Annotated in this window: 18 protein-coding genes; 1 reads left to right on the top strand and 17 read right to left on the bottom strand. The window is 63.1% G+C overall.

The window, feature by feature from the left end; translation table 11 throughout:
* Nucleotides 1-299: 299 nt before the first annotated feature.
* Entirely contained in the window at nucleotides 300-560 is a 261-nt protein-coding gene (gene rpsT, locus QMK17_RS14495) for a 30S ribosomal protein S20 (protein ID WP_283509961.1), read from the top strand.
* Between the two features lie 121 nt (nucleotides 561-681).
* On the opposite strand, the gene holA is transcribed toward rpsT, so the two are convergent.
* The 17 genes from holA to QMK17_RS14410 all read right to left on the bottom strand — a co-directional run bounded on the left by holA (nucleotide 682) and on the right by QMK17_RS14410 (nucleotide 18,653).
* Nucleotides 682-1,653 carry a DNA polymerase III subunit delta gene (gene holA, locus QMK17_RS14490; protein ID WP_283509960.1) on the bottom strand — a complete coding sequence of 324 codons (972 nt, stop codon included), beginning with the start codon at nucleotides 1,651-1,653 and terminating at the stop codon, nucleotides 682-684.
* Nucleotides 1,654-1,715: 62 nt separating this feature from the next.
* Nucleotides 1,716-3,260: a ComEC/Rec2 family competence protein gene (locus QMK17_RS14485; protein WP_283509959.1), complete on the bottom strand. Its 1,545-nt coding sequence runs from the start codon at nucleotides 3,258-3,260 to the stop codon at nucleotides 1,716-1,718.
* Nucleotides 3,257-4,246, bottom strand: a complete 990-nt coding sequence (locus QMK17_RS14480) for a ComEA family DNA-binding protein (RefSeq protein ID WP_283509958.1) — start codon at nucleotides 4,244-4,246, stop codon at nucleotides 3,257-3,259. The genes QMK17_RS14485 and QMK17_RS14480 overlap by 4 nt, the downstream gene beginning before the upstream one ends.
* A 111-nt stretch (nucleotides 4,247-4,357) precedes the next feature.
* A complete protein-coding gene (locus QMK17_RS14475; protein WP_442972763.1) occupies nucleotides 4,358-5,191 on the bottom strand; it encodes a DegV family protein in 834 nt (277 codons plus the stop codon).
* Nucleotides 5,188-5,937, bottom strand: a complete 750-nt coding sequence (octT, locus tag QMK17_RS14470; protein WP_283509956.1) for a diglucosylglycerate octanoyltransferase — start codon at nucleotides 5,935-5,937, stop codon at nucleotides 5,188-5,190. The genes QMK17_RS14475 and octT overlap by 4 nt, the downstream gene beginning before the upstream one ends.
* Nucleotides 5,924-6,589 carry a histidine phosphatase family protein gene (locus QMK17_RS14465; RefSeq protein WP_283509955.1) on the bottom strand — a complete coding sequence of 222 codons (666 nt, stop codon included), beginning with the start codon at nucleotides 6,587-6,589 and terminating at the stop codon, nucleotides 5,924-5,926. The genes octT and QMK17_RS14465 overlap by 14 nt, the downstream gene beginning before the upstream one ends.
* Nucleotides 6,586-6,975 (bottom strand): ribosome silencing factor, encoded by a 390-nt coding sequence (gene rsfS / locus QMK17_RS14460; protein ID WP_283509954.1) that lies wholly within the window; start codon nucleotides 6,973-6,975, stop codon nucleotides 6,586-6,588. Before rsfS ends, QMK17_RS14465 begins: the two co-directional genes overlap by 4 nt.
* The gene (gene nadD / locus QMK17_RS14455; RefSeq protein WP_283509953.1) at nucleotides 6,972-7,691 is read right to left on the bottom strand and encodes a nicotinate-nucleotide adenylyltransferase; all 720 of its coding nucleotides are present in this window, start codon (nucleotides 7,689-7,691) and stop codon (nucleotides 6,972-6,974) included. The genes rsfS and nadD overlap by 4 nt, the downstream gene beginning before the upstream one ends.
* Before the next feature lie 53 nt (nucleotides 7,692-7,744).
* Nucleotides 7,745-9,160: a vWA domain-containing protein gene (locus QMK17_RS14450; RefSeq protein ID WP_283509952.1), complete on the bottom strand. Its 1,416-nt coding sequence runs from the start codon at nucleotides 9,158-9,160 to the stop codon at nucleotides 7,745-7,747.
* 1 nt (nucleotide 9,161) lies between these two features.
* Nucleotides 9,162-10,049, bottom strand: a complete 888-nt coding sequence (locus QMK17_RS14445; RefSeq protein ID WP_283509951.1) for an AAA family ATPase — start codon at nucleotides 10,047-10,049, stop codon at nucleotides 9,162-9,164.
* 40 nt (nucleotides 10,050-10,089) lie between these two features.
* Nucleotides 10,090-11,373 carry a glutamate-5-semialdehyde dehydrogenase gene (locus tag QMK17_RS14440; RefSeq protein WP_283509950.1) on the bottom strand — a complete coding sequence of 428 codons (1,284 nt, stop codon included), beginning with the start codon at nucleotides 11,371-11,373 and terminating at the stop codon, nucleotides 10,090-10,092.
* Nucleotides 11,374-11,490: 117 nt separating this feature from the next.
* Nucleotides 11,491-12,441, bottom strand: coding sequence for a D-2-hydroxyacid dehydrogenase (locus QMK17_RS14435; RefSeq protein WP_283509949.1), 951 nt, complete (start codon nucleotides 12,439-12,441; stop codon nucleotides 11,491-11,493).
* 14 nt (nucleotides 12,442-12,455) lie between these two features.
* Nucleotides 12,456-13,802, bottom strand: coding sequence for an MFS transporter (locus QMK17_RS14430; protein WP_283509948.1), 1,347 nt, complete (start codon nucleotides 13,800-13,802; stop codon nucleotides 12,456-12,458).
* Nucleotides 13,803-14,034: 232 nt separating this feature from the next.
* On the bottom strand, nucleotides 14,035-15,279 hold the full coding sequence (locus QMK17_RS14425) for a M20 family metallopeptidase (protein ID WP_283509947.1): 1,245 nt from the start codon (nucleotides 15,277-15,279) through the stop codon (nucleotides 14,035-14,037).
* Entirely contained in the window at nucleotides 15,276-16,505 is a 1,230-nt protein-coding gene (locus tag QMK17_RS14420) for an aminotransferase-like domain-containing protein (RefSeq protein WP_283509946.1), read from the bottom strand. The genes QMK17_RS14425 and QMK17_RS14420 overlap by 4 nt, the downstream gene beginning before the upstream one ends.
* A 3-nt stretch (nucleotides 16,506-16,508) precedes the next feature.
* Nucleotides 16,509-17,687 (bottom strand): Xaa-Pro peptidase family protein, encoded by a 1,179-nt coding sequence (locus QMK17_RS14415; RefSeq protein ID WP_283510016.1) that lies wholly within the window; start codon nucleotides 17,685-17,687, stop codon nucleotides 16,509-16,511.
* Nucleotides 17,688-17,918: 231 nt separating this feature from the next.
* Nucleotides 17,919-18,653: a GntR family transcriptional regulator gene (locus QMK17_RS14410; RefSeq protein WP_283509945.1), complete on the bottom strand. Its 735-nt coding sequence runs from the start codon at nucleotides 18,651-18,653 to the stop codon at nucleotides 17,919-17,921.
* Between the last annotated feature and the right edge of the window lie 3 nt (nucleotides 18,654-18,656).

Here is an 18,656-nt window from a genome sequence, read left to right as displayed (position 1 = left end):
TCGTCATGTTGCTACAGAGACAGGAGATAAGCGCGCCGGGCGCGTTAATTTCTGGAAACGGACAATTTCGATACCCTTGGATGGCGACATCTCGGGGTCGTTCACGACGGGCTCGGGGTCGTTCAGAACGGGCTCGGGGCGTTCACAACGTCGCGAGGCCGGCGTAATTTCGGTTCTGTCGCAGGTGCTGGTATTCTCGATCTTCGGCGCTGGGCTGTAGTAGCTCAGCAGCAGACTTCGGGCATTCCAGCATGGATCGCCCTGACCGGAATACCGACGAAGACAGAAGGATTTTACGCGTGGCCAACATCAAGTCCCAGAAGAAGCGGATTCTCACCAACGAGCGCAGTCGCCTGCGCAACCAGTCGGTGAAGTCCTCGCTGCGGACGATCATTCGCTCCTTCCGCACTGCCGAAGCTGCAGGCGACAAGGAAACGGCATCGGCCATCCTCGTGACCGCAGCACGCCAGCTCGACAAGGCTGCCAGCAAGGGCGTCATCCACAAGAACCAGGCTGCCAACAAGAAGTCGGCGCTGTCTTTGGCTGTCAACAAGCTCTGATCTTCAGAACTTTCCAAACAACCCGCTCGGTCGTCCGAGCGGGTTGTTTCGTGTCCGGGTGTGATCCAGTCGCGGCGAGTTGCTCGCGTGCCCGGTTGTTCAGTGCCCGGTTGTTCGGTACTCAGTTGCCCAGGCTTGCAACCACAGATACCGCCCTCTCGACCGCGTAGTCCGCGTCTGCTGCCTGGCCCTTCACGTCGGCATTGAGCTGCGAGACAATCTGCAGCGCCTCACCGATGGACTGACCGTTCCATCCGCGTGACTGCGCCTGTGCCTTCTTGATCTTCCACGGCGGCATTCCTAGCTGTCCCGCGAGGGCAAACGGGTCCCCGCGGCCTGCGGAACCGACGAGCGCGATGGTTCTGACCGCGTCCGCCAACGCATCCGCAAGAAGGACGTGCGGAACGCCGCGGTGCATCGCCCATCGCAGAGCTTCCAACGCCCCCGGCCGATCTCCGGCGACGGCCTTCTCCGCGACGTCGAACCCGGAGATCTCCGCTTTGCCCGAGTAGTAGCGATGCACAGCGGCGACATCGACCTTGCCCGCGGTGTCGGCCGCCAATTGTGAACAGGCCGCTGCCAATTCACGCAGTTCGGACCCCACCGCCTCGACGACTGCCTCGACGACGTCCGGGCTCACACGGACCTGTGCGGCGCCGAACTCGCGTTTGACGAAGTCCGCCCGCTCCGAAGCCTTGGTCAACTTGGCGCACTCGTGGGTGACCGCCCCTGATTTTTGGAGCGCGCCCACCATTGCTTTTGCGCGCCCGCCACCGGAATGCATGATGACCAACACGGCACCTTCCGGCGGATCCGCGGCAGCATCGAGGACGAGCGTCACTGCGTCCTTGCCCGCCTCGGCCGCGGCTTCCAGTACGACGACTCGGTCCTCGGCAAACAGTGATGGGCTGAGCAGTTCCGCCAATTCGGGACCGCTGGCATCACCCGCACGCAGCCGGGTCACAGGCACGTCGTCACCCTCGGGTGCGGCCTTCTTCACGGCCGCCACAATCGAGGCGACAGCTCGATCCATCAATAGCTCTTCGTCGCCGAGTACCAGGTGCAGAGCGTCCACGGGGCTGTTCGCATTCACACAGAAGATCGTGCCATGAGGGTCCGACCGAATCGAAACTCAGCTGTCGTCGAACTCACCGGTCATCGCAGGATGGCGAACCCGAACCACGCGAGAACGACGACAGCCGCGCCTGCGCCCAGCACCCGTCGAAGAGTTCGGCTGCGCAGCACCACGATGCACATCAACGTCACAACCCACACGATCAACGCGCCTGCGATCCCGCTCGGAGTTTCGATGCCCGCCCCCGGCACTGCGGCGGACCGGCGTGCAACGGCGATCAGCCACCACAACGGAGCCGACGATAATTTCAGCACGAGTGAGGCCACTCCCCCTGCCCACGGCGCGATCACGGCGGCGATTGCCCCGACGACCGTGATCGGTGCAACCACGGGCGCGACGAGAATGTTGGCCACCACCCCCACCACCGAGAACGTGCCGGCCATTGCGGCCACGATCGGAGCCGTTACCGCGTGCGCTGCAGCGGCAACGGCGACGATCTCGGCAGGCGCTCGGCCCCAGCCGTGTTTCCGTAGCCAATCGACCCACACCGGCGAGAGCACGACCAGACCTGCGGTGGCTGACACCGACAGCGCGAAACCGAAATCCACTGCCAACTCGGGCCACCAAGCCAACAACCCCAGCACTGCCGCGCAGAGCGCAGGCACAGCCTGCTTGCGTCGACCTGTCACGAGCGCGAGTAGTCCGACACCGCCCATCACCGCCGCACGCAGTACGCTCGGCGACGGCCTGGCGACGACGACGAATGCGACCAGAACCATGGCGCACACCACCAGAACCCAGTAGGGACCGACCCCGATCGCGCGAGCGACCAGCAATATCGCTCCCAAAATTATCGCGAAATTTGCGCCGGAGACTGCCGTCAGATGAGCTAGACCCGCTGCGCGGAAATCGGTTTCGACGTCCTCGGGCAAGCCCGAGACATCCCCGACCACCAAACCCGGTAGGAGCGCAGCCTGGTCTGGAGGCAACGCATCCGTTGCTGCGGCTGCGAGAGCGGAACGGACGTTCGCCGCTGCGCGCCCGATAGGCCCTGGCCGGTTCTCGAGCAAGGGAGGCCCCTCGACGCGCACGAACGCGAGCGTCAGGTCCGCGCGATCAGGCGGACTCAACCGTCCGCGCAGGACGATACGTTGTCCGGGTACCAGATGATCCCACCCGTCGGCAGGCGCAAGGATCTTCACACGACCGCCCAGAGTGTGTTGAACGCCGCCGAGGTCGATCCGGGTGAGTTCCGCGCGTAGCGACACCGTCTCGGGTCCGGTGAACCTGACTCGCCGAGGATCTTCGGACACCACCACTTCTGCACTGACCCAACCCCTGTCGACCGCCGCTGCTGTTACCGGACTGGTTTCGAACTGCCAAGTGTTCACGGCGGTCGTACCCGAGTAAGAACACCCGATCACTGCCATCGCCATCAGTCCGAGGCGCCAGCTACCGAACTTCGCACGCCGGCCGAAAAACACGATCACGCCGAGCGCCCAGGCTGCGGCGAGCAGTGCGACCGTCGACGACCCGAACGCGATTCCGATGATCGTCGCTGTCCACCCTGCGAATGCAGCGGGCACGAGTCGAACGTCGAACGGACGGATCGGGGGCTCGTTCACACCGTCACCTGATCTCTGAGCTTCTCCAATCGCACCGGCCCGATCCCATCCACCTCTGCCAGCTGACCGACATCGGTGAACGGGCCGCTGATCTCGCGCCAGGACACGATGGCGGCGGCGGTCACCGGTCCGACTCCTGAAAGCGCATCGAGTTCGGCGGACGTTGCAGTGTTCAGGTCGACTTTGGCGGACGGCGGCGATCCTGCCGCGGGCGCGGCCTCGCCGGATGCGGGCGAAGTCTCCCTACCTCCGGGTCCCGTCATCGTCCCCCCGGGTCCGGTCATCGTCCCTCCGGGTCCAGTCATCGTCCCACTCACGAGGGGTCGCCCTTCCGGAGGCATCGCCCCAACGACGATCTGGGCGCCGTCGTCGACCTTGGCAGCGAGGTTCAGAGCCACCAGATCGGCGCCATCGCGGGGACCGCCCGCCGCGGCCAACGCGTCGGCGACGCGGGAACCGGACGGTAGATGCACCAGCCCCGACGCCATGACGAGACCCACCACGCTGACTACGATCGTCGACGGCACCTCGGCTGCGGATGCCTGCGCACCGGCCGTCACAGGGTCGGGAAGTCCACTCGACTGCGCTTGACCACTCGACTGCGCTTGACCAGTGGACTGTGGTCGAACAACAGGCAGGGCAGGCACAGGGGCTGCCTCCGGCGATTCTCCGATCACGTTGTAACCACCGATGAGCAGTACGACCGCACCGACACCGCAGAGTGCACGCATCCCGGCTCGTCCGGGATTCAGTCGAGCCGCGCGCCACCGTTCGGGGAGGTACGGCGCGAGCGCCGACTCGCGATCGTCGTCCGCTCGGAGCCACTCGGGGCGGTGCGTACCGCGTCCGAGCAGTGGACCGGCGTCGACGCTAGCGGTTCGGTCATCGGGCAGGTCATCGTCGGGCAGGTCATCGTCGGGCAGGTCGTAGCGAGAACGATCCGACGTCGACGCTCGTGAGATCGACCGAGATTCCAGACTTGCCATGCCGGAAGACGCTAATACCGCAGCACCTGACGAATTCGGAGAAGCCGCCGTCGAAAACTGACCTGTGGATACCTCGGCTACCTGTGGACAACTACCTCGCCGAGCGGAAGATCAGGGTTCGACGCTCACCGCGACGCCGACAGCACCCGGGCCGACATGTGCGCCGAGAACGGCACCGAACGGAAGGATGTTCAGCTCCCTGACCAGCGAAATCCGTTCTCGAAGCAGAGAAGCTACGATGGCTGCTCGGTCCGCGCACTGCACGTGATGCACGGTGAGCGCAACCCCCTTCTCACCCGCCTCCGCTGCGATCGCATCGACCAGTTTGCCGATGGCCTTGTTCGACGTTCGGGTTTTCTCGCGCAGTACGAGTTTGCCCTCGTGCAGATGCAGGACCGGCTTCATCGCCAGAGCGGTCCCGACGAGCGCTGCGGCGGTGCCGATTCGGCCTCCCCTGCGCAGGTGATCGAGCCGGTCCACGACGATGAAGCACCTGGTCCGCGAGGAGACTGCCACGGCTTCGCGGTAGACCGCGTCGAGGTCTGCGCCGCCGGCAGCCGCGCGCGCTGCAGAAAGCGCCGCGTATCCGACGCCCATTCCTGCAACGCCGCTGTCGACAACGCGGACCCGGTCACCGACAGCGGCAGCAGCCTGGCGGGCGGCCTCCCACGTGCTGGACAATCCCCGCGATATATGGACCGCGACCACGCCTGCGCCCTCGCTGCGGTCGAGGGCCTCGCGGTACATGGTCGTCAACTCGCCCGGCGACGCACCCGACGTGGTGACGGGGCCTGCGGCCGCGAAGTTCTCCGGGATGTCGTCGATGCCTTCACGCAGGTCGTGACCGCCGACAAATACGTGCAAGGGCGCGACGGCAATTCCGGCGGCGCGGGCGGTCGAGAACTCGAGGCAGGACGCGGAATCGGTCACCACTGCCACACTCACGCTTGCCGACTTACGGTTCCTGCGATCGGTCGCAGCGCGAGAAGCATCTTCTCGGCGACGGCAACGTGCGCATCCCATCCCCAGTGAATGCCGTCGGGATTGGCGTTGTCGGAGAAGATGTTCGTGCGCACTGCATCCGCAAGATCCACCAACGGAACTCCAGTCTCCGAACTCCATTGCCGCAAAGCCTTTTCGGCGGCCGGTCGGCCGGAGTGAACGTTGCCGTACGCAGCACAGCGATGCACCGAGGGCAGAGTGCCGACCACCGGAAGCTCAGGTCTCACATATGCCAACGCTGCGCGAGCCTGCTCTAGGTACTCCACACTCAACTTGGGCGGCAATGCGACGGGCCAACCGAGATGTGACAACTTGGGTTGCACCCACTGGTATGCGGCCCTGAACATGCGGCGCGCAGCCGGTGGACGGATGTACCTGATCTGTTCCCGTAGTGCGGTCGGGAGCGGCGACGGCAGTGAATCCATGCCGCCGACGCCGAATACCACAGCACCGGCCTTCGGAATCACCGACCACACTCGCGGATCCTGTGTCAGTGCCCACCAGGCGTCGCGTGAGGTCCAGCCGATCCGTGCAACGAGCTCGACTTTCCAACCGAGTTCGGCCGCAACGATGTTGGGCCAGATCCGGGGATCGTCGACGGGTAGGCCGCCTTCGGGACCGTAATAACTGAGCGAGTCTGCGATGACCAGCAGGACCGGGGGCTCAGCGCCGTCTTCAGAGGACGTCACTGGCCACGCTCGCCGACGCATTCCACACGTCCAGGCGCCACCCGAGCGAGTCACCCTGACCATGGCTACCGAGTTGGACCCAGCTGGTGTTGGACAGCCCGCCGAGCACCGGCCACCGGTCGACCGGGAGATCGAGCAACGCCGCTGTGAGCGCGGCAATGAGTCCACCATGCGCAACGAGCACCACCGGACCCGATGCCCCGTCGGCACCCCATTCGGTCAGTTCCCGCGCGAGTTCTTCGACGACCGGCACACTACGACGCGCGACGTCGATGCGGCTTTCGCCCGACGGCGGTGCAATGGTCGCGTCGGCGCGCCAGGCAAGCCTCGCACCGGGCGAGAGGGCATCGACGTCGAGGTGTGTCAATCCCTGCCACTCCCCTAAATGAGTCTCGCGGAGACGCTCGTCGACACCGACCGAAAGATTACTTGCCTCACCGAGCGCGACGGCAGTCTCGTAAGCACGCTTGAGATCGGAGGAGACTATTCGCACAGGGGCGCGGGTGGCCAGTTCGGCAGCCGCTGCCTTCGCCTGACTGCAACCCAACTCGGTGAGATCGGTGTCGAGCTGCCCTTGCATCCGATCCGTTGCGTTGTACTCGGTCTGTCCGTGCCGCAGCAGAATCAGTTGCCGCTTGACCTCATGGCTCACTGGGTAGGTTCCGCGTCCGGACGCTCACCGAGCCCGGGAACCTCGATCGACGGGCAGTCCTTCCACAGGCGCTCGAGGGCGTAGAAGTTCCGCTCGTCGTTGTGCTGGACGTGAACGACGACATCGATGTAGTCGAGCAATGCCCACCGGCCCTCGCGGGTGCCTTCTTTGCGGACGGGCTTGTGTCCCGCTTCGCGGAGCTTGTCCTCGATGTTCTCGACGATCGCGTTGACCTGACGCTCGTTGGGCGCGGATGCGATCACGAAACAATCGGTGATATACAGCTGGTCCGAGACATCGAGCACGACCACGTCGAGCGCCAGCTTGTCGTCGGCTGCGAGTGCCGCGATGCGCGCGATCGAGGTTGCCTGGTCTGTAGCAGTCACTTAACTTCTCTTTCATTGGGTGGATCGTGTTGCTGGTGTTTCTGAGGAGCCGGTTCCGACATGGTGACGGAACCGTCGAGACGTTGTTCGCCCCTGGGTCGGTACAGATTTCTCTTCGAGATGTACTGGACCACCCCGTCGGGAACGAGATACCACACCGGGCGGTTCTCGCTGGCCCGCAGCCTGCATTCGGTAGAGGAAATCGCCAGCGCCGGAATCTCGATGAGCGTCAGTGCATCTTCCGGAAGATCCTGGAGATGGTCGGCAAGATGTTCGACCCCGAGTTCGAACCCGGGCCGAGACACTCCGACGAATTTCGCCAGCTCGAACAGCTCCTCCCAGTTCTGCCAGGTCAGGATACTCTCGAGCGCATCGGCCCCTGTGATGAAGTACAACTCGGCTGCCGGATGCTGTTCGCGCAGGTCGCGAAGCGTATCGACGGTGTAGGTCAATTTCTGGCGGTCCACGTCGACGCGGCTGACCGAAAACCTCGGATTGGACGCGGTGGCGATGACGGTCATCAGGTACCGGTCCTCGGCAGGGCTGACGACCTTGCCTTCCTTCTGCCAGGGCGTACCGGTAGGAACGAAGATGACTTCGTCCAGACCGAAGCTGTTGGCGACCTCACTAGCTGCGACAAGGTGACCGTGGTGGATGGGATCGAACGTTCCGCCCATCACTCCCAGCTTGCGGACCGCCTCGGGTTGTTGTGGCACGGTTGACGAGCTTACTTCGCTGGTGACCTTCTCCGTCCCCGCACTCGCCGTTCTCACACCGGCAGGAGTCGCGAGACTATATCGCCGAGCTGCTGGGCGGATCGGCACTCGTACATGCTGATGACGTCTTCGTAGAGCGATGCGGCCGAGTCGCCCGAACCCCATTGCCCTTTCGGTTCCGGGTTGAGCCAGTATGCGTGCTTGGCGACGGAGACCGTGTGCGCCAGCGCAGCGACCTTCGGATCTCGGTAGTTGGTGCGTCCATCGCCCAGGACGAGCACGGAGGTGCGCGACGTCACTGCCTGGGCGTACTTGTCGTCGAACGTTTCGAAGGCATTTCCGTAGTCCGAATGCCCGTCGTAGGTGATCAGGTCCGACTCACGAATGATCCGTGACATTGCTGCGCCGAGGTCCGCACCGGAGTCGAAGAACCGGGTGACTTCGTCGGTCGAATCGATGAACGCAAAGATCCGAACTCTCGAGAACTGTTCGCGAAGTGCATGGACGAGAAGCAGCGTGAAATGACTGAACCCCGCAACGGATCCCGACACGTCACACAGCACCACGAGTTCCGGCCTCGCCCGACGGGGTTTGCGCTGCACCAGATCGATCGGCACTCCGCCGGTGGACATCGACTTCCGCAGTGTTCGCCGCAGATCGATCGAGCCTGCCCTGCTGCGACTGCGCCGCACTGCCAGTCTGCTCGCGAGCAGTCGTGCCAATGGGGTCACACTGCGTCTGAGTGCGAGCATCTCGGTGTCCGAGGCGCGAAGAAAATCGACTTCCTCGGCAAGCTTGGGAACACCGTAGCTCGCCACCCGATCACGCCCGAGTTGCTCGGCGGCACGGCGCCTGGTTTCGTTCTCGACCAGCTTGCGCAAATCGGAAATTCTCTGTGCCGCAGTACGCTTGGCAACTTCGTCGACGTAGCTTCCGTTCGGTCGGTCCGATCCACCCTTGGCATTGCCGAGAAGACCTTCCAGAATCTTGCTCAGCAACGTGTCCGGGGCGACGTCGCGCAACGCCTGGTACGCCGAGAACGACGGTCCGTTCGCGGACTTGTACTGGCCCAATTCCTCCACGATCTGCGCCGCGAGCATCTGTGTCAGTTCCAGCGATTGCGCGCTGCCGTCGACGAGGAGTTCGGTGATCAGCTCGCGGAGCGCCGCGAAGTCGACCTCGCCGGCCTCGTTCCGAGGAAGCGCGGTGTCGATCTGCCCGGTATCGCGCTGACCCATCGCAGCCGGAAACCACAAGTCGAACAGCGCATCGAACGTCGCGCGGTGGGTCGGGCGACGCAACAGTGAACAGGCAAGGCCTTCCCGCAGAGCTTCCCGATCGAGCAGATCGAGTACCGATACGACGCGGCCGGCATCAACGGTCTCCGAGGGCCCGACGGCTATTCCGCGCTTGCGCAGCGCCTCGACGAAGCCGACGAGATGCCCCGGGAACCCGTGCGGAGAGTGCATGTCAGTTCAGCCGCAGCTCGGCTGCAACCTTGTCCTGATCGGACTGGTGTTTGAGCACGACGCCCATTGTGGCGCGAACAGCGTCGTCGTCGAGGGTGTCCATGCCCAGGGCCAGCAAGGTACGGCCCCAGTCGATGGTCTCGGCGACCGAGGGCAACTTCTTGAGCTGCATGGCGCGCATGACTCGCACCGTCCGAACCAACTGCTCCGCAAGTGCTTCCGGCAGCTCGGGAACCCGACTGGCAAGGATGCGTCGTTCCAGATCTTCGTCGGGAAAGTCCAGGTGCAAGAACAGGCAACGGCGCTTCAACGCCTCGGACAGCTCACGAGTCGCATTCGAGGTGAGTACCGCGAACGGCTTCCTCGTGGCGGTAATCGTGCCGAGCTCGGGAATGGTCACCGCGAAATCGCTGAGCACTTCCAGAAGAAGCCCTTCGATCTCGACGTCGGCTTTGTCGGTTTCGTCGATCAGCAATACCGTCGGGTCCTCACGGCGAATTGCGTGCAAAAGCGGACGGGCAAGAAGGAACTCCTCGGAAAACACATCGAGCTTGGTTTCGTCCCAATCCTGATGGCCTGCCGAACTCGATTGGATGCGCAGAATCTGCTTCGCGTGGTTCCACTCGTACAGTGCTCGCGCCTCGTCGACACCTTCGTAGCACTGGAGCCGCACAAGCTCGGCACCCGTCGTCTGTGCAACCGCGCGCGCCAATTCGGTCTTTCCGACACCTGCGGGTCCCTCGATGAGCAAAGGCTTGCCCAACCTGTCGGCAAGGAATACCGACGTGGCAGTCGCCTTGTTTGCCAGATACCCCGTCTCGGCGAGCCTCGATACGACGTCGTTCACGCTGCCGAACAGCGGCAGCGATGTCGGTACTGCTCGGTCCACGATTGCTCCTAGTTATTACGTCTACAACGCGTTGTGACGGCTACACCGCGCGGGTGTGGCCTTCGCCCCAGACGGTCCATTTGGTCGAGGTCAGTTCTGGCAAACCCATTGGTCCGCGAGCATGCAGCTTCTGCGTCGAGATGCCGATTTCGGCACCGAATCCGAATTGCTCACCGTCGGTGAACGAGGTGGATGCGTTCACCATGACGGCAGCCGCGTCGACTCTGGTGGTGAACTCGCGGGCTGCCCGCAGATCCGAGGTCACGATCGCTTCGGTGTGCCCGGTGCCGTAGGTGTCGATGTGAGAAATCGCGGCGTCGATTCCATCGACCACCTTCAACGCGACATCGAGCGAGAGGTACTCCTCCGCCCAATCCTTGTCGGTTGCCGGCACGAGCCCAGGCAGGTCACCGTGAACGACGACACTGTGCATCTGGAATGCCTGAAGCAGCTGCGGAACCGCGATGTCAGCGATCGCGGTATCGACGAGGACGGTCTCAGCCGCGTTGCAGACACTCACCCGGCGGGTCTTCGAGTTGAGAACGATCTTCTCCGCCATCTCGAGGTCCGCCGCGGAATGCACGTAGATGTGGCAGTTGCCCACCCCGGTCTCGATCGTCGGCACCGTCGCATCCCGAACGACGGCAGCGATCAGGCCTGCACCGCCCCGAGGAATGACCACGTCGACGAGGCCTCTGGCCTGGATCAGATGCGTCACCGACGAACGGTCTGCACTGCTGAGGAGCTGGACCGAATCGATCGGCAGCCCACTGTTCTGCAGTGACTGCCGAAGTGCCTCGACGAGAGCCTCGTTGGATAGCGCAGCCGACGAAGATCCGCGCAGCAACGCCGCGTTCCCGGACTTGAACGCAAGCCCGAACGCGTCGACGGTCACGTTCGGCCGCGCTTCGTACACCATGCCCACGACGCCGAGAGGTACTCGAAGCTGACGGATTTCCAGGCCGTTGGGGAGGGTGGACCCGCGCAAGACCTCACCGATCGGGTCGGGTAGCGCAGCTACCTGCCGAAGGCCGGCAGCGATACCTTCGATTCGTGCCTCGGTCAGACGCAGTCTGTCCAGCAGCCCCTCGTCGGTTCCAGCCGCGCGCGCGGCATCGACGTCCACGGTGTTCGCCGCGAGCACCAGTGGAGCTGCGGCCAGGACTGCGTCGGCTGCGGCATGCAGCGCTGCATCCTTCTCGGCGGTGGTCAGAAGTGCCAGTGCCCGCGATGCAACGCGCGCGCGACGAGCCGCGGCGTGGACCGCTTCCCGCTCATCGGCGTGCGCTGAACTCGATTCGGCAGACAGGGATGCTGCAGTCATGTCCTACACAGTAACCAGAAAGGCCGCCCTACCCGCACCGCGGTCCAGCGCGGGACGAGTGGACGCTTCCTGCGGTCGAGCAGGCCGAGCACATCGTGGCCTCGGGCGAGGCGACTGTCAGTTCGAGACGAATCCGAGCCTCTTGTCGACGACGTTGGCAAGGGTCTCGGCGCCGTTGTACCGGTGGAAATTGGCGACGAACAGCTCCGCGAGGCGACCACGCCAGCCGACTGCATCGCCGCTCATGTGCGGGGTGATCACCACATTCTCCGTCGTCCACAGCTCACTGTCCGGTGGCAACGGTTCCGCATCGAACACGTCCAACGCCGCTCCCACGACCCGTCCGGAGCGAAGCCCTGCGAGAAGTGCGTCGATCTCGAGAAGTTCTCCCCGGCCCACGTTGATCACTCGGATACCAGGAGTTACCGCTTCGAGCACCTGCGCGTCGACAAGCCCTCGCGTGGCTTCGGTCAGCGGCGCAAGCAGGACCAGATAATCGACGCCTTCGATCACCGATGACAGATCCGCGCTCGCATAGACCTCTCCGAAATCGACGTCGCCGGTGCGCGCCGTGCGACCGACGCCGGACACCGACATTCCTACAGCGCTCAGCAATCTCGCTGTTTCGCGTCCGATCGCGCCGGTTCCGACGATCATCGCGCGAGCGGTGTCGATGCGCTCCGATTCCCGGTGCTTCCAAATCTTCTGCCGTTGCAGCGCTTCTGAATTCGACGAACCCTTTGCGAAGGCGAGAATCTGGCCGAGAACGAATTCGGCGATCGGGCGATCGAAGACACCTCGCGAATTCGTCACTACCACATCGGATTCGACGAGATCGTCGAACATGAGAGAATCGACTCCCGCTGCGGCGATGTGAATCCATTTCAACGAATCGCAGAGATGCCACACTTTCTTCACTGCTGGCGAGAAGAAGTCCCACAGCAGCAGCACGTCGGCACCGGGAACAGCGTCGCCGAGAGTATCGGCTGTGGCATAACGGATATCGGCCACTTCCGACACCGAGTCGAGCCCCTCGGGGAGGTGGTCGGCGTGCAAGACGACGACCACCGGCCTCCCCGTCACTAGGACTTGTATCCCACGAGCTCGACACCCGAGGCAGCAACCTCGTCATCGTTGTCGCCTGGGCACTGAGTTCCGCGAAGTGAGCGACCTGCAGTTTCAGGCATCAGCAGGATCGGGACGAATGCGATCGCGGCGGCCAGCATCATGTACCAACCCGGGATCAGGTTCGACCCGGTCTTGTCGATCAGGAACGTCAGGATCAGCGGAGCGGTACCTCCGAACAGCGACGTCGACACGTTGTATCCGATTGCGAAGGCGCCGTAGCGAACCTGCGTCGGGAACAGCGCGGGAAGTGTCGATGACACACACGAGCACATGATGACGAGCAGAATTCCCAGGCCGAGCAGCCCGACCGTCTGGCCGACAAGTCCGGTGTTGATGATCAGCAGGAACAGCGGAACACTGAACACGAAGTAGCCGACGCAGGCAGCAAGCAACAACGGCTTGCGGCCGATTCGATCCGACAACGAACCGATCGGATTGATGATTGCCATCATGATCAGCATGATCACGACGAGTGTGAAGTTGGACTGGGTAGTGCTGTGGCCCAACGTGTCACTCAGGTACGACGGTAAGAACGTCAGCACGGTGTAGTAGGCGATATTGAGGAGCAGCACGAAGCCCATCAGAATGAGAATGCGCTGCCAGTACGTCATGGTGGTCTTGAGCGAGGCGATCGCGCCACCCTGCGCACCCTCGGACACGGTCTCGCCTTCGGCTTTGGCCTCGGCGAACACGGGAGAATCTTCGAGGCGCGTACGTAGCCAAAGTGCAACGAGTCCAAGTGGCAACGTCAGCAGGAACGGGATTCTCCAGCCCCATGCCTCCATGGTGTCGTCGCCCAGACCGAGGTTCAGCAGCGTGCACAATGTCGCGCCTACGACAGTGCCTGCAAGTGTGCCGAATTCGAGGAAAGAACCGAAGAAACCACGACGCCGATCCGGCGCGTACTCGGCCATGAACACTGCCGCACCGCCGTATTCACCGCCGGTGGAGAAGCCCTGCACCAAACGGCACATGAGCAAAAGAATCGGGGCCAAGATTCCGACGGTGTCGAAGGTCGGCAGAATTCCGATCGCCGCCGTCGCCAGCGTCATCATGGTCACCGTCAGGACCAGCACCTTTTGTCGACCGATGCGGTCGCCGAGTGGGCCGAGCACGATGCCGCCGATCGGACGAATGATGAACGACGCTGCGAGCACCGCGAACGTCGACAACAGACTCGCGCCGCCGTCCTCCGATGGGAAAAAGTTTGCTGCGATGTACACGGCCAGATAGCCGTACACCGCGTAATCGAACCACTCGACGGCGTTACCGAGGGCGGAACCACCGATAGCTCTGCGCAAAACCTTGTTCTCTTCGGGACTGAGCTCCCTGCGATCCGGCGGATAACCGGTCGCGGAACCATCTGCGCCGATACTTCTGGTAGACCCACTACTGGTTGACCCACTACTTGCAGACCTACTGCTTGATGACTGTGTCAAGGTCCAATACCTCTCGCTTTGTCAATAACGTCGAGCGTCGGGCTGGTACTTCGCAGCGTTCCACTTTACGCAAGCAAGTACATCGGTTTTCGACCTACCCCAGGGAGTTCGTCATAACACCTGGTCGCGCAGTGATTTTCGATGCCAACAGCGCGTACACCCTTGCGCTGTCGCACAATTGCTGGACCGAAACCGATTCGTCGGGCTGATGAGCTTGCAGTTCGATTTCTCCAGGACCCAGTACGACGGTGGGAATACCCATGTCGCGCGCAATGAAGCCACCGTCACAGGACGCGGTCCACACACCGGTGCCCCGATGGCCGACGACGTCCGCAACGGCGCGCACCGCTGACGTCGAAATTCCAGCGTCCTCGCTGGTCAGGAAGCCCGGCATCTCCATCGACACTGTCACCGACACCTCGATTCCGTCCCCCGATATTCCCGCGGATTCAATCTCTTGTCGCAGCTTGGATGCGATGTCGTGGGCGTCCTCACCGGGCAACAACCGTCGATCCACGGTCAGAACGCAGCTGTCGGCGACCATCGAGGTTCCGGTGCCTCCGACGATGGTGCCGACGTTCCAGGTCGCAGCACCGAGAATGGGATGGGGTTCCGATCGCAGCGCCTCGGCCATCGAATCGATCAACACCACGATGCGTGCTGCCGCGGATACCGCGTTTCGGCCGTTCGCCGGCTTGCCTGCATGCGCTGAGCGTCCGGTCACCGTGATGTCGAGGTTTGCTGCACCCCGGCATCCGGTGATGGTCACCAGATCGGTTGGTTCCGCGACGATGCAGTGCGAGTACTCGCGTCGATTCGTTTGTCTGACGGACGGCGATTGCCTGACGGACGGCGATTGTCCGACGAACGAGCGGATGCCCAGACCGGTGTCCTCCTCGTCGACGAGGCACGCCAGCGATACGGGCGCCGAACCGAGTGCGCCACAGCGCTTCAAAGCAGCCATCGCGATCACGACGGCGGCCAAGCCACCTTTCATGTCGCACGATCCACGCCCGAACAGACGGCCGTCTTTCACCACCGCGCCGAAGGGATCCGTCGTCCACCCGCCGCCTGCGGGAACCACATCCGAGTGGCCGATGAACAGGACACCCGGCTGATCCGAGCCACCGACCGAGACAACGATATTGGGTCTGCCAGGAACCACTTCGTCGATCTCGATAACGAAACCGAGTGCCCTGCAGTGTTCGGCGAGCACCTCCACGACACCACCCTCGGTGCTTCCTGGGTTTTCACCGCCAGCATCGATCAACGCCGATGCCAGCGCAAGAATCTCTTCGGAGTCGATGGCGCCCTGCAGCAGCAGATCCAATTCGGTCATCGAGTCGGATCGCTCGCGAGCATTGCCATCGACCTGTCGACCGCCGCCGCAAGCCTTTTCACACCCTCGTCGATCCGCTCGGGAGTCGACGACGCGAAGCATAAACGCAGCGAATCGTGGAACTTGCCGCCGACCGACAGCGCGGGCCCCGGAATATAGGCAACCCCCTCTGCGAGAGCGACTTCGAACAAATCCTGCGTCGAGACTGCCGCGGCAGCGCCGCGCAAGGTTGCCCACAGAAAGAAGCCGCCTTCGGGATCCGTGGTGGCAATACGATCACCGAAGTACCTGTCCAGGCTGCGCTGCATAGCTATCTTGCGCGGCCGATAAACCGTGCCGAGAGAGCGGAGATGCGTGTGCAGGTGACCGCGGCGGATGAACTCGGCGATCATCCGCTGAGCAGGAAGATTGGTGCATGTGTCCATCGCCTGCTTGGCGTTGATCAACAACTGCCGCGCCTCGGGCGCTGCATCGACCCAGCCCACACGAAGTCCAGGCGCGATCATCTTCGAGAACGTTCGCACCGAGAACACCAGCGGATCGCCAGGACTCAGTGCGTTGAAACTCGGAATGTGCTTGCCCTCGAAACGAAGGAGGCCGTACGGGTCGTCGTCGAGAATCACCGCACCCCACTTGTGTGCGAGTTCGAGGAGCAGGGTTCGGCGTGCCAGCGACATGGTGGTGCCGGAGGGGTTCTGGAAATTGGGAATCACGTAGATCATCTTCGGCAGACGGCCCGCCTGCTCGACCAGTTCGGGGAACGCTTCGACGATGAGTCCATCGCTGTCCATCGGCGCTTCGAGCACATCACCGCCATAGCTGAGAACGGTCGCGGTTCCGTTGGTGTACGTGGGACTTTCGACGATGACCAGGTCACCCGGATCGATGAACAGTTTGCACGCCAGATCGAGTCCCTGCATGCCGCCAGAGGTGATCACGATGCGATCTGCCGATGACGGTTCGCCGACGGAGTCCAGGTAGCCGAGGAGCGCGTCGAGCAGGCCGGGGTCACCTTCGGTGGCAGCGTAGTCCATTGCGTCGCTCGTCATGACGGCCGATGCGATGTCGGAGAATACAGCTGCTGGAACAGTCTCCGCGGCAGGCGATCCCATCGCAAAACGGACGATGTCGTGTTTCTGCGCGGCGAGAAGCGATGTCGACGAGTCGATCACCGATCCCACCAGCTTGTCGGTGCGCAAGGCCCACGGAATGGTGGTGGCGATCATCTCTCACTCCTTCGTCAGTAGTTGCCGCGGGTACGCGGTGAAAGTTTCCAGGCCGTCGGCGGTCACGCGCACGGCTTCGGAGACTTCGTATCCGTAGTCGTCCATCCACATTCCACCGATGATGTGGAATGTCATGTTCTCCGCGAGCACGGTGTCGTCGTCGGTTCTGATGCTCACGGTTCGCTCGCCCCAGTCCGGTGCATACGCGATGCCGATGGAGTATCCGATGCGCGACGGCTTGTGCAGGCCGTGTTTCGCGAGGCTGACGTTCCAGACCTGCGCGAGTTCGTTGGTCGTGACGCCGGGACGCACAGTTGCCAGCACCTCGTTCAATGCTTCGCCGGTGGATTGCGCGAGGTAATCCAGACGAGCACTCGGTCGCCCGAGGACAACAGTCCTCGCCATCGGTACGTGGTAGCGGCGAAACACTCCTGCCAACTCCACGACCGTGGTCTCCCCCGCAATGAATACCTGGTCCGACCAGGTCAGGTGCGGGGTGTCGGCGCCGGCACCGGTGGGCAGCATCGGCACGATCGCCGGGTGATCGCCACCGAAGTCCGCCGTGCCCCGCACCTGAGCATTCAGGATCGCTGCCGCGGCATCGCACTGGCGAGCGCCGACGACGATGGCCTCGTAGGCCGCCGCCATCGCCGATTCGCACACCTGCGCGGCACCGCGCATCAGATCGATCTCGGCCGGAGACTTGATCACGCGCGCCCAGTTGATCAGCTCGTAAGAATCGGTGAACCGGTACTCCGGCAACAACTTCACGAGCGCTTCGAATGCTTTCGGGCTGAAGTAGTAGGAATCCATCTCCAGACCGACCTGGCCGTGCGAGAAGTTGTTCACCAGACCCAGTTCGCGGAGCTTCTGCGCCACCCAGACGAACGGGTGGGTGTCCTTGCGCTGCACGAATGTCTCGGGATAGCCGAATGTCTGGTCCTGTGGCAGCCAGGACGTCCTGAACGCTCCGTTGGCATCCATCTCACGGGCGAAGAAGTAGAGTTCGCCTTCGAGCGGCACGTACAGCATCTGCGGGGTGTAGAACGAGAGCGCGTTGTAGCCGAGCAGGTAGTAGAGGTTCGACGGATCGGTCACGATGAGAGCGTGCAGATTCTGCGACGCCATCCGAGCCCGCACTGCCGCGAGACGGGTGGAGTACTCCTCGTCGGTGAACGTGATCGGTGTGCTGTTCGGTAGGTCGACGTATTCGGCAAGCCCTGGCGCATGATCCGCGCCGACCGCGCTGGTGAGTTCGGCGGGGTAGTACTCGTTCTCGTTCACTGGTACCCCCTTTCGAGGCATCGCGGGTGGCCTTCGACCACCCATGTGCGTTTTGCAGATTGTTGACAATCAGGCTAAGCGCAGAAGGGTCGTCGCCGCAAGGCAACTCGTGTTACTTCTTCGTTGCGGCTAACTGGGTTTGGCCAGAACGGAATCCGCATCCTCGGCCGCTTGGTCGTGCATCGCACGCGTCAGATCGTGAATGGCAGTGTCCATATGCTCGTGCACGCCCGCTTCGAGAGCCGACCAGTCCCCGCCCAGAAGCAGGTCGACCAGCAGTTGATGCTCTTCCACCAGCGCCTCTGGGCGGTAGTAGGCAGTTTCGAGGTTCGCCATGCAGATACGAGCCTCGGCAGCCAGGGTCGCGTACATCCGAGACATCCGACTGTTCGAGGTGGCCGCCACCAGAGCCGTGTGGAAGGCCAGGTCACGCTCGGCGAGACCCAGCCAATCCGCTCGGTCGATGAACGGCTGCATCTGATCGACCACCGCCGACAGCGCGGCAGCGGTTGCCGTGAGCACCGATTTCTCACCGTGCACCAGCGTCCAGGCGGCACCCACTTCGATCGCCGCGCGCGCCTCGTAGATCTCGGCCACATCGCCGCTGCAGAGCTCGACCACGAAGACACCGCGATTTCGATAACTCACCAGCAGCCCCTCTTGGTTGAGGCGCTGCAGGGCTTCTCGAACCGGTCCGCGAGAGATTTCGAGTTCGGCGGCAACGTTCGCCTCGTTGACCTGTTCCCCCGGCGCATAGGACCCGTCGATGATGCGATCGCGGATTTGATCGGCGATCACCATCGACGTGTTCCTGGCGTTGATGGGCGTCAACCTCCGCGAAGCGGCGCCTGCGTTTCTTGTCACCAC

The organism is Rhodococcus sp. G-MC3 (assembly GCF_030063335.1).
GTDB lineage: Bacteria > Actinomycetota > Actinomycetes > Mycobacteriales > Mycobacteriaceae > Rhodococcoides.
This window is presented reverse-complemented; position numbering and strand designations above follow the sequence as displayed.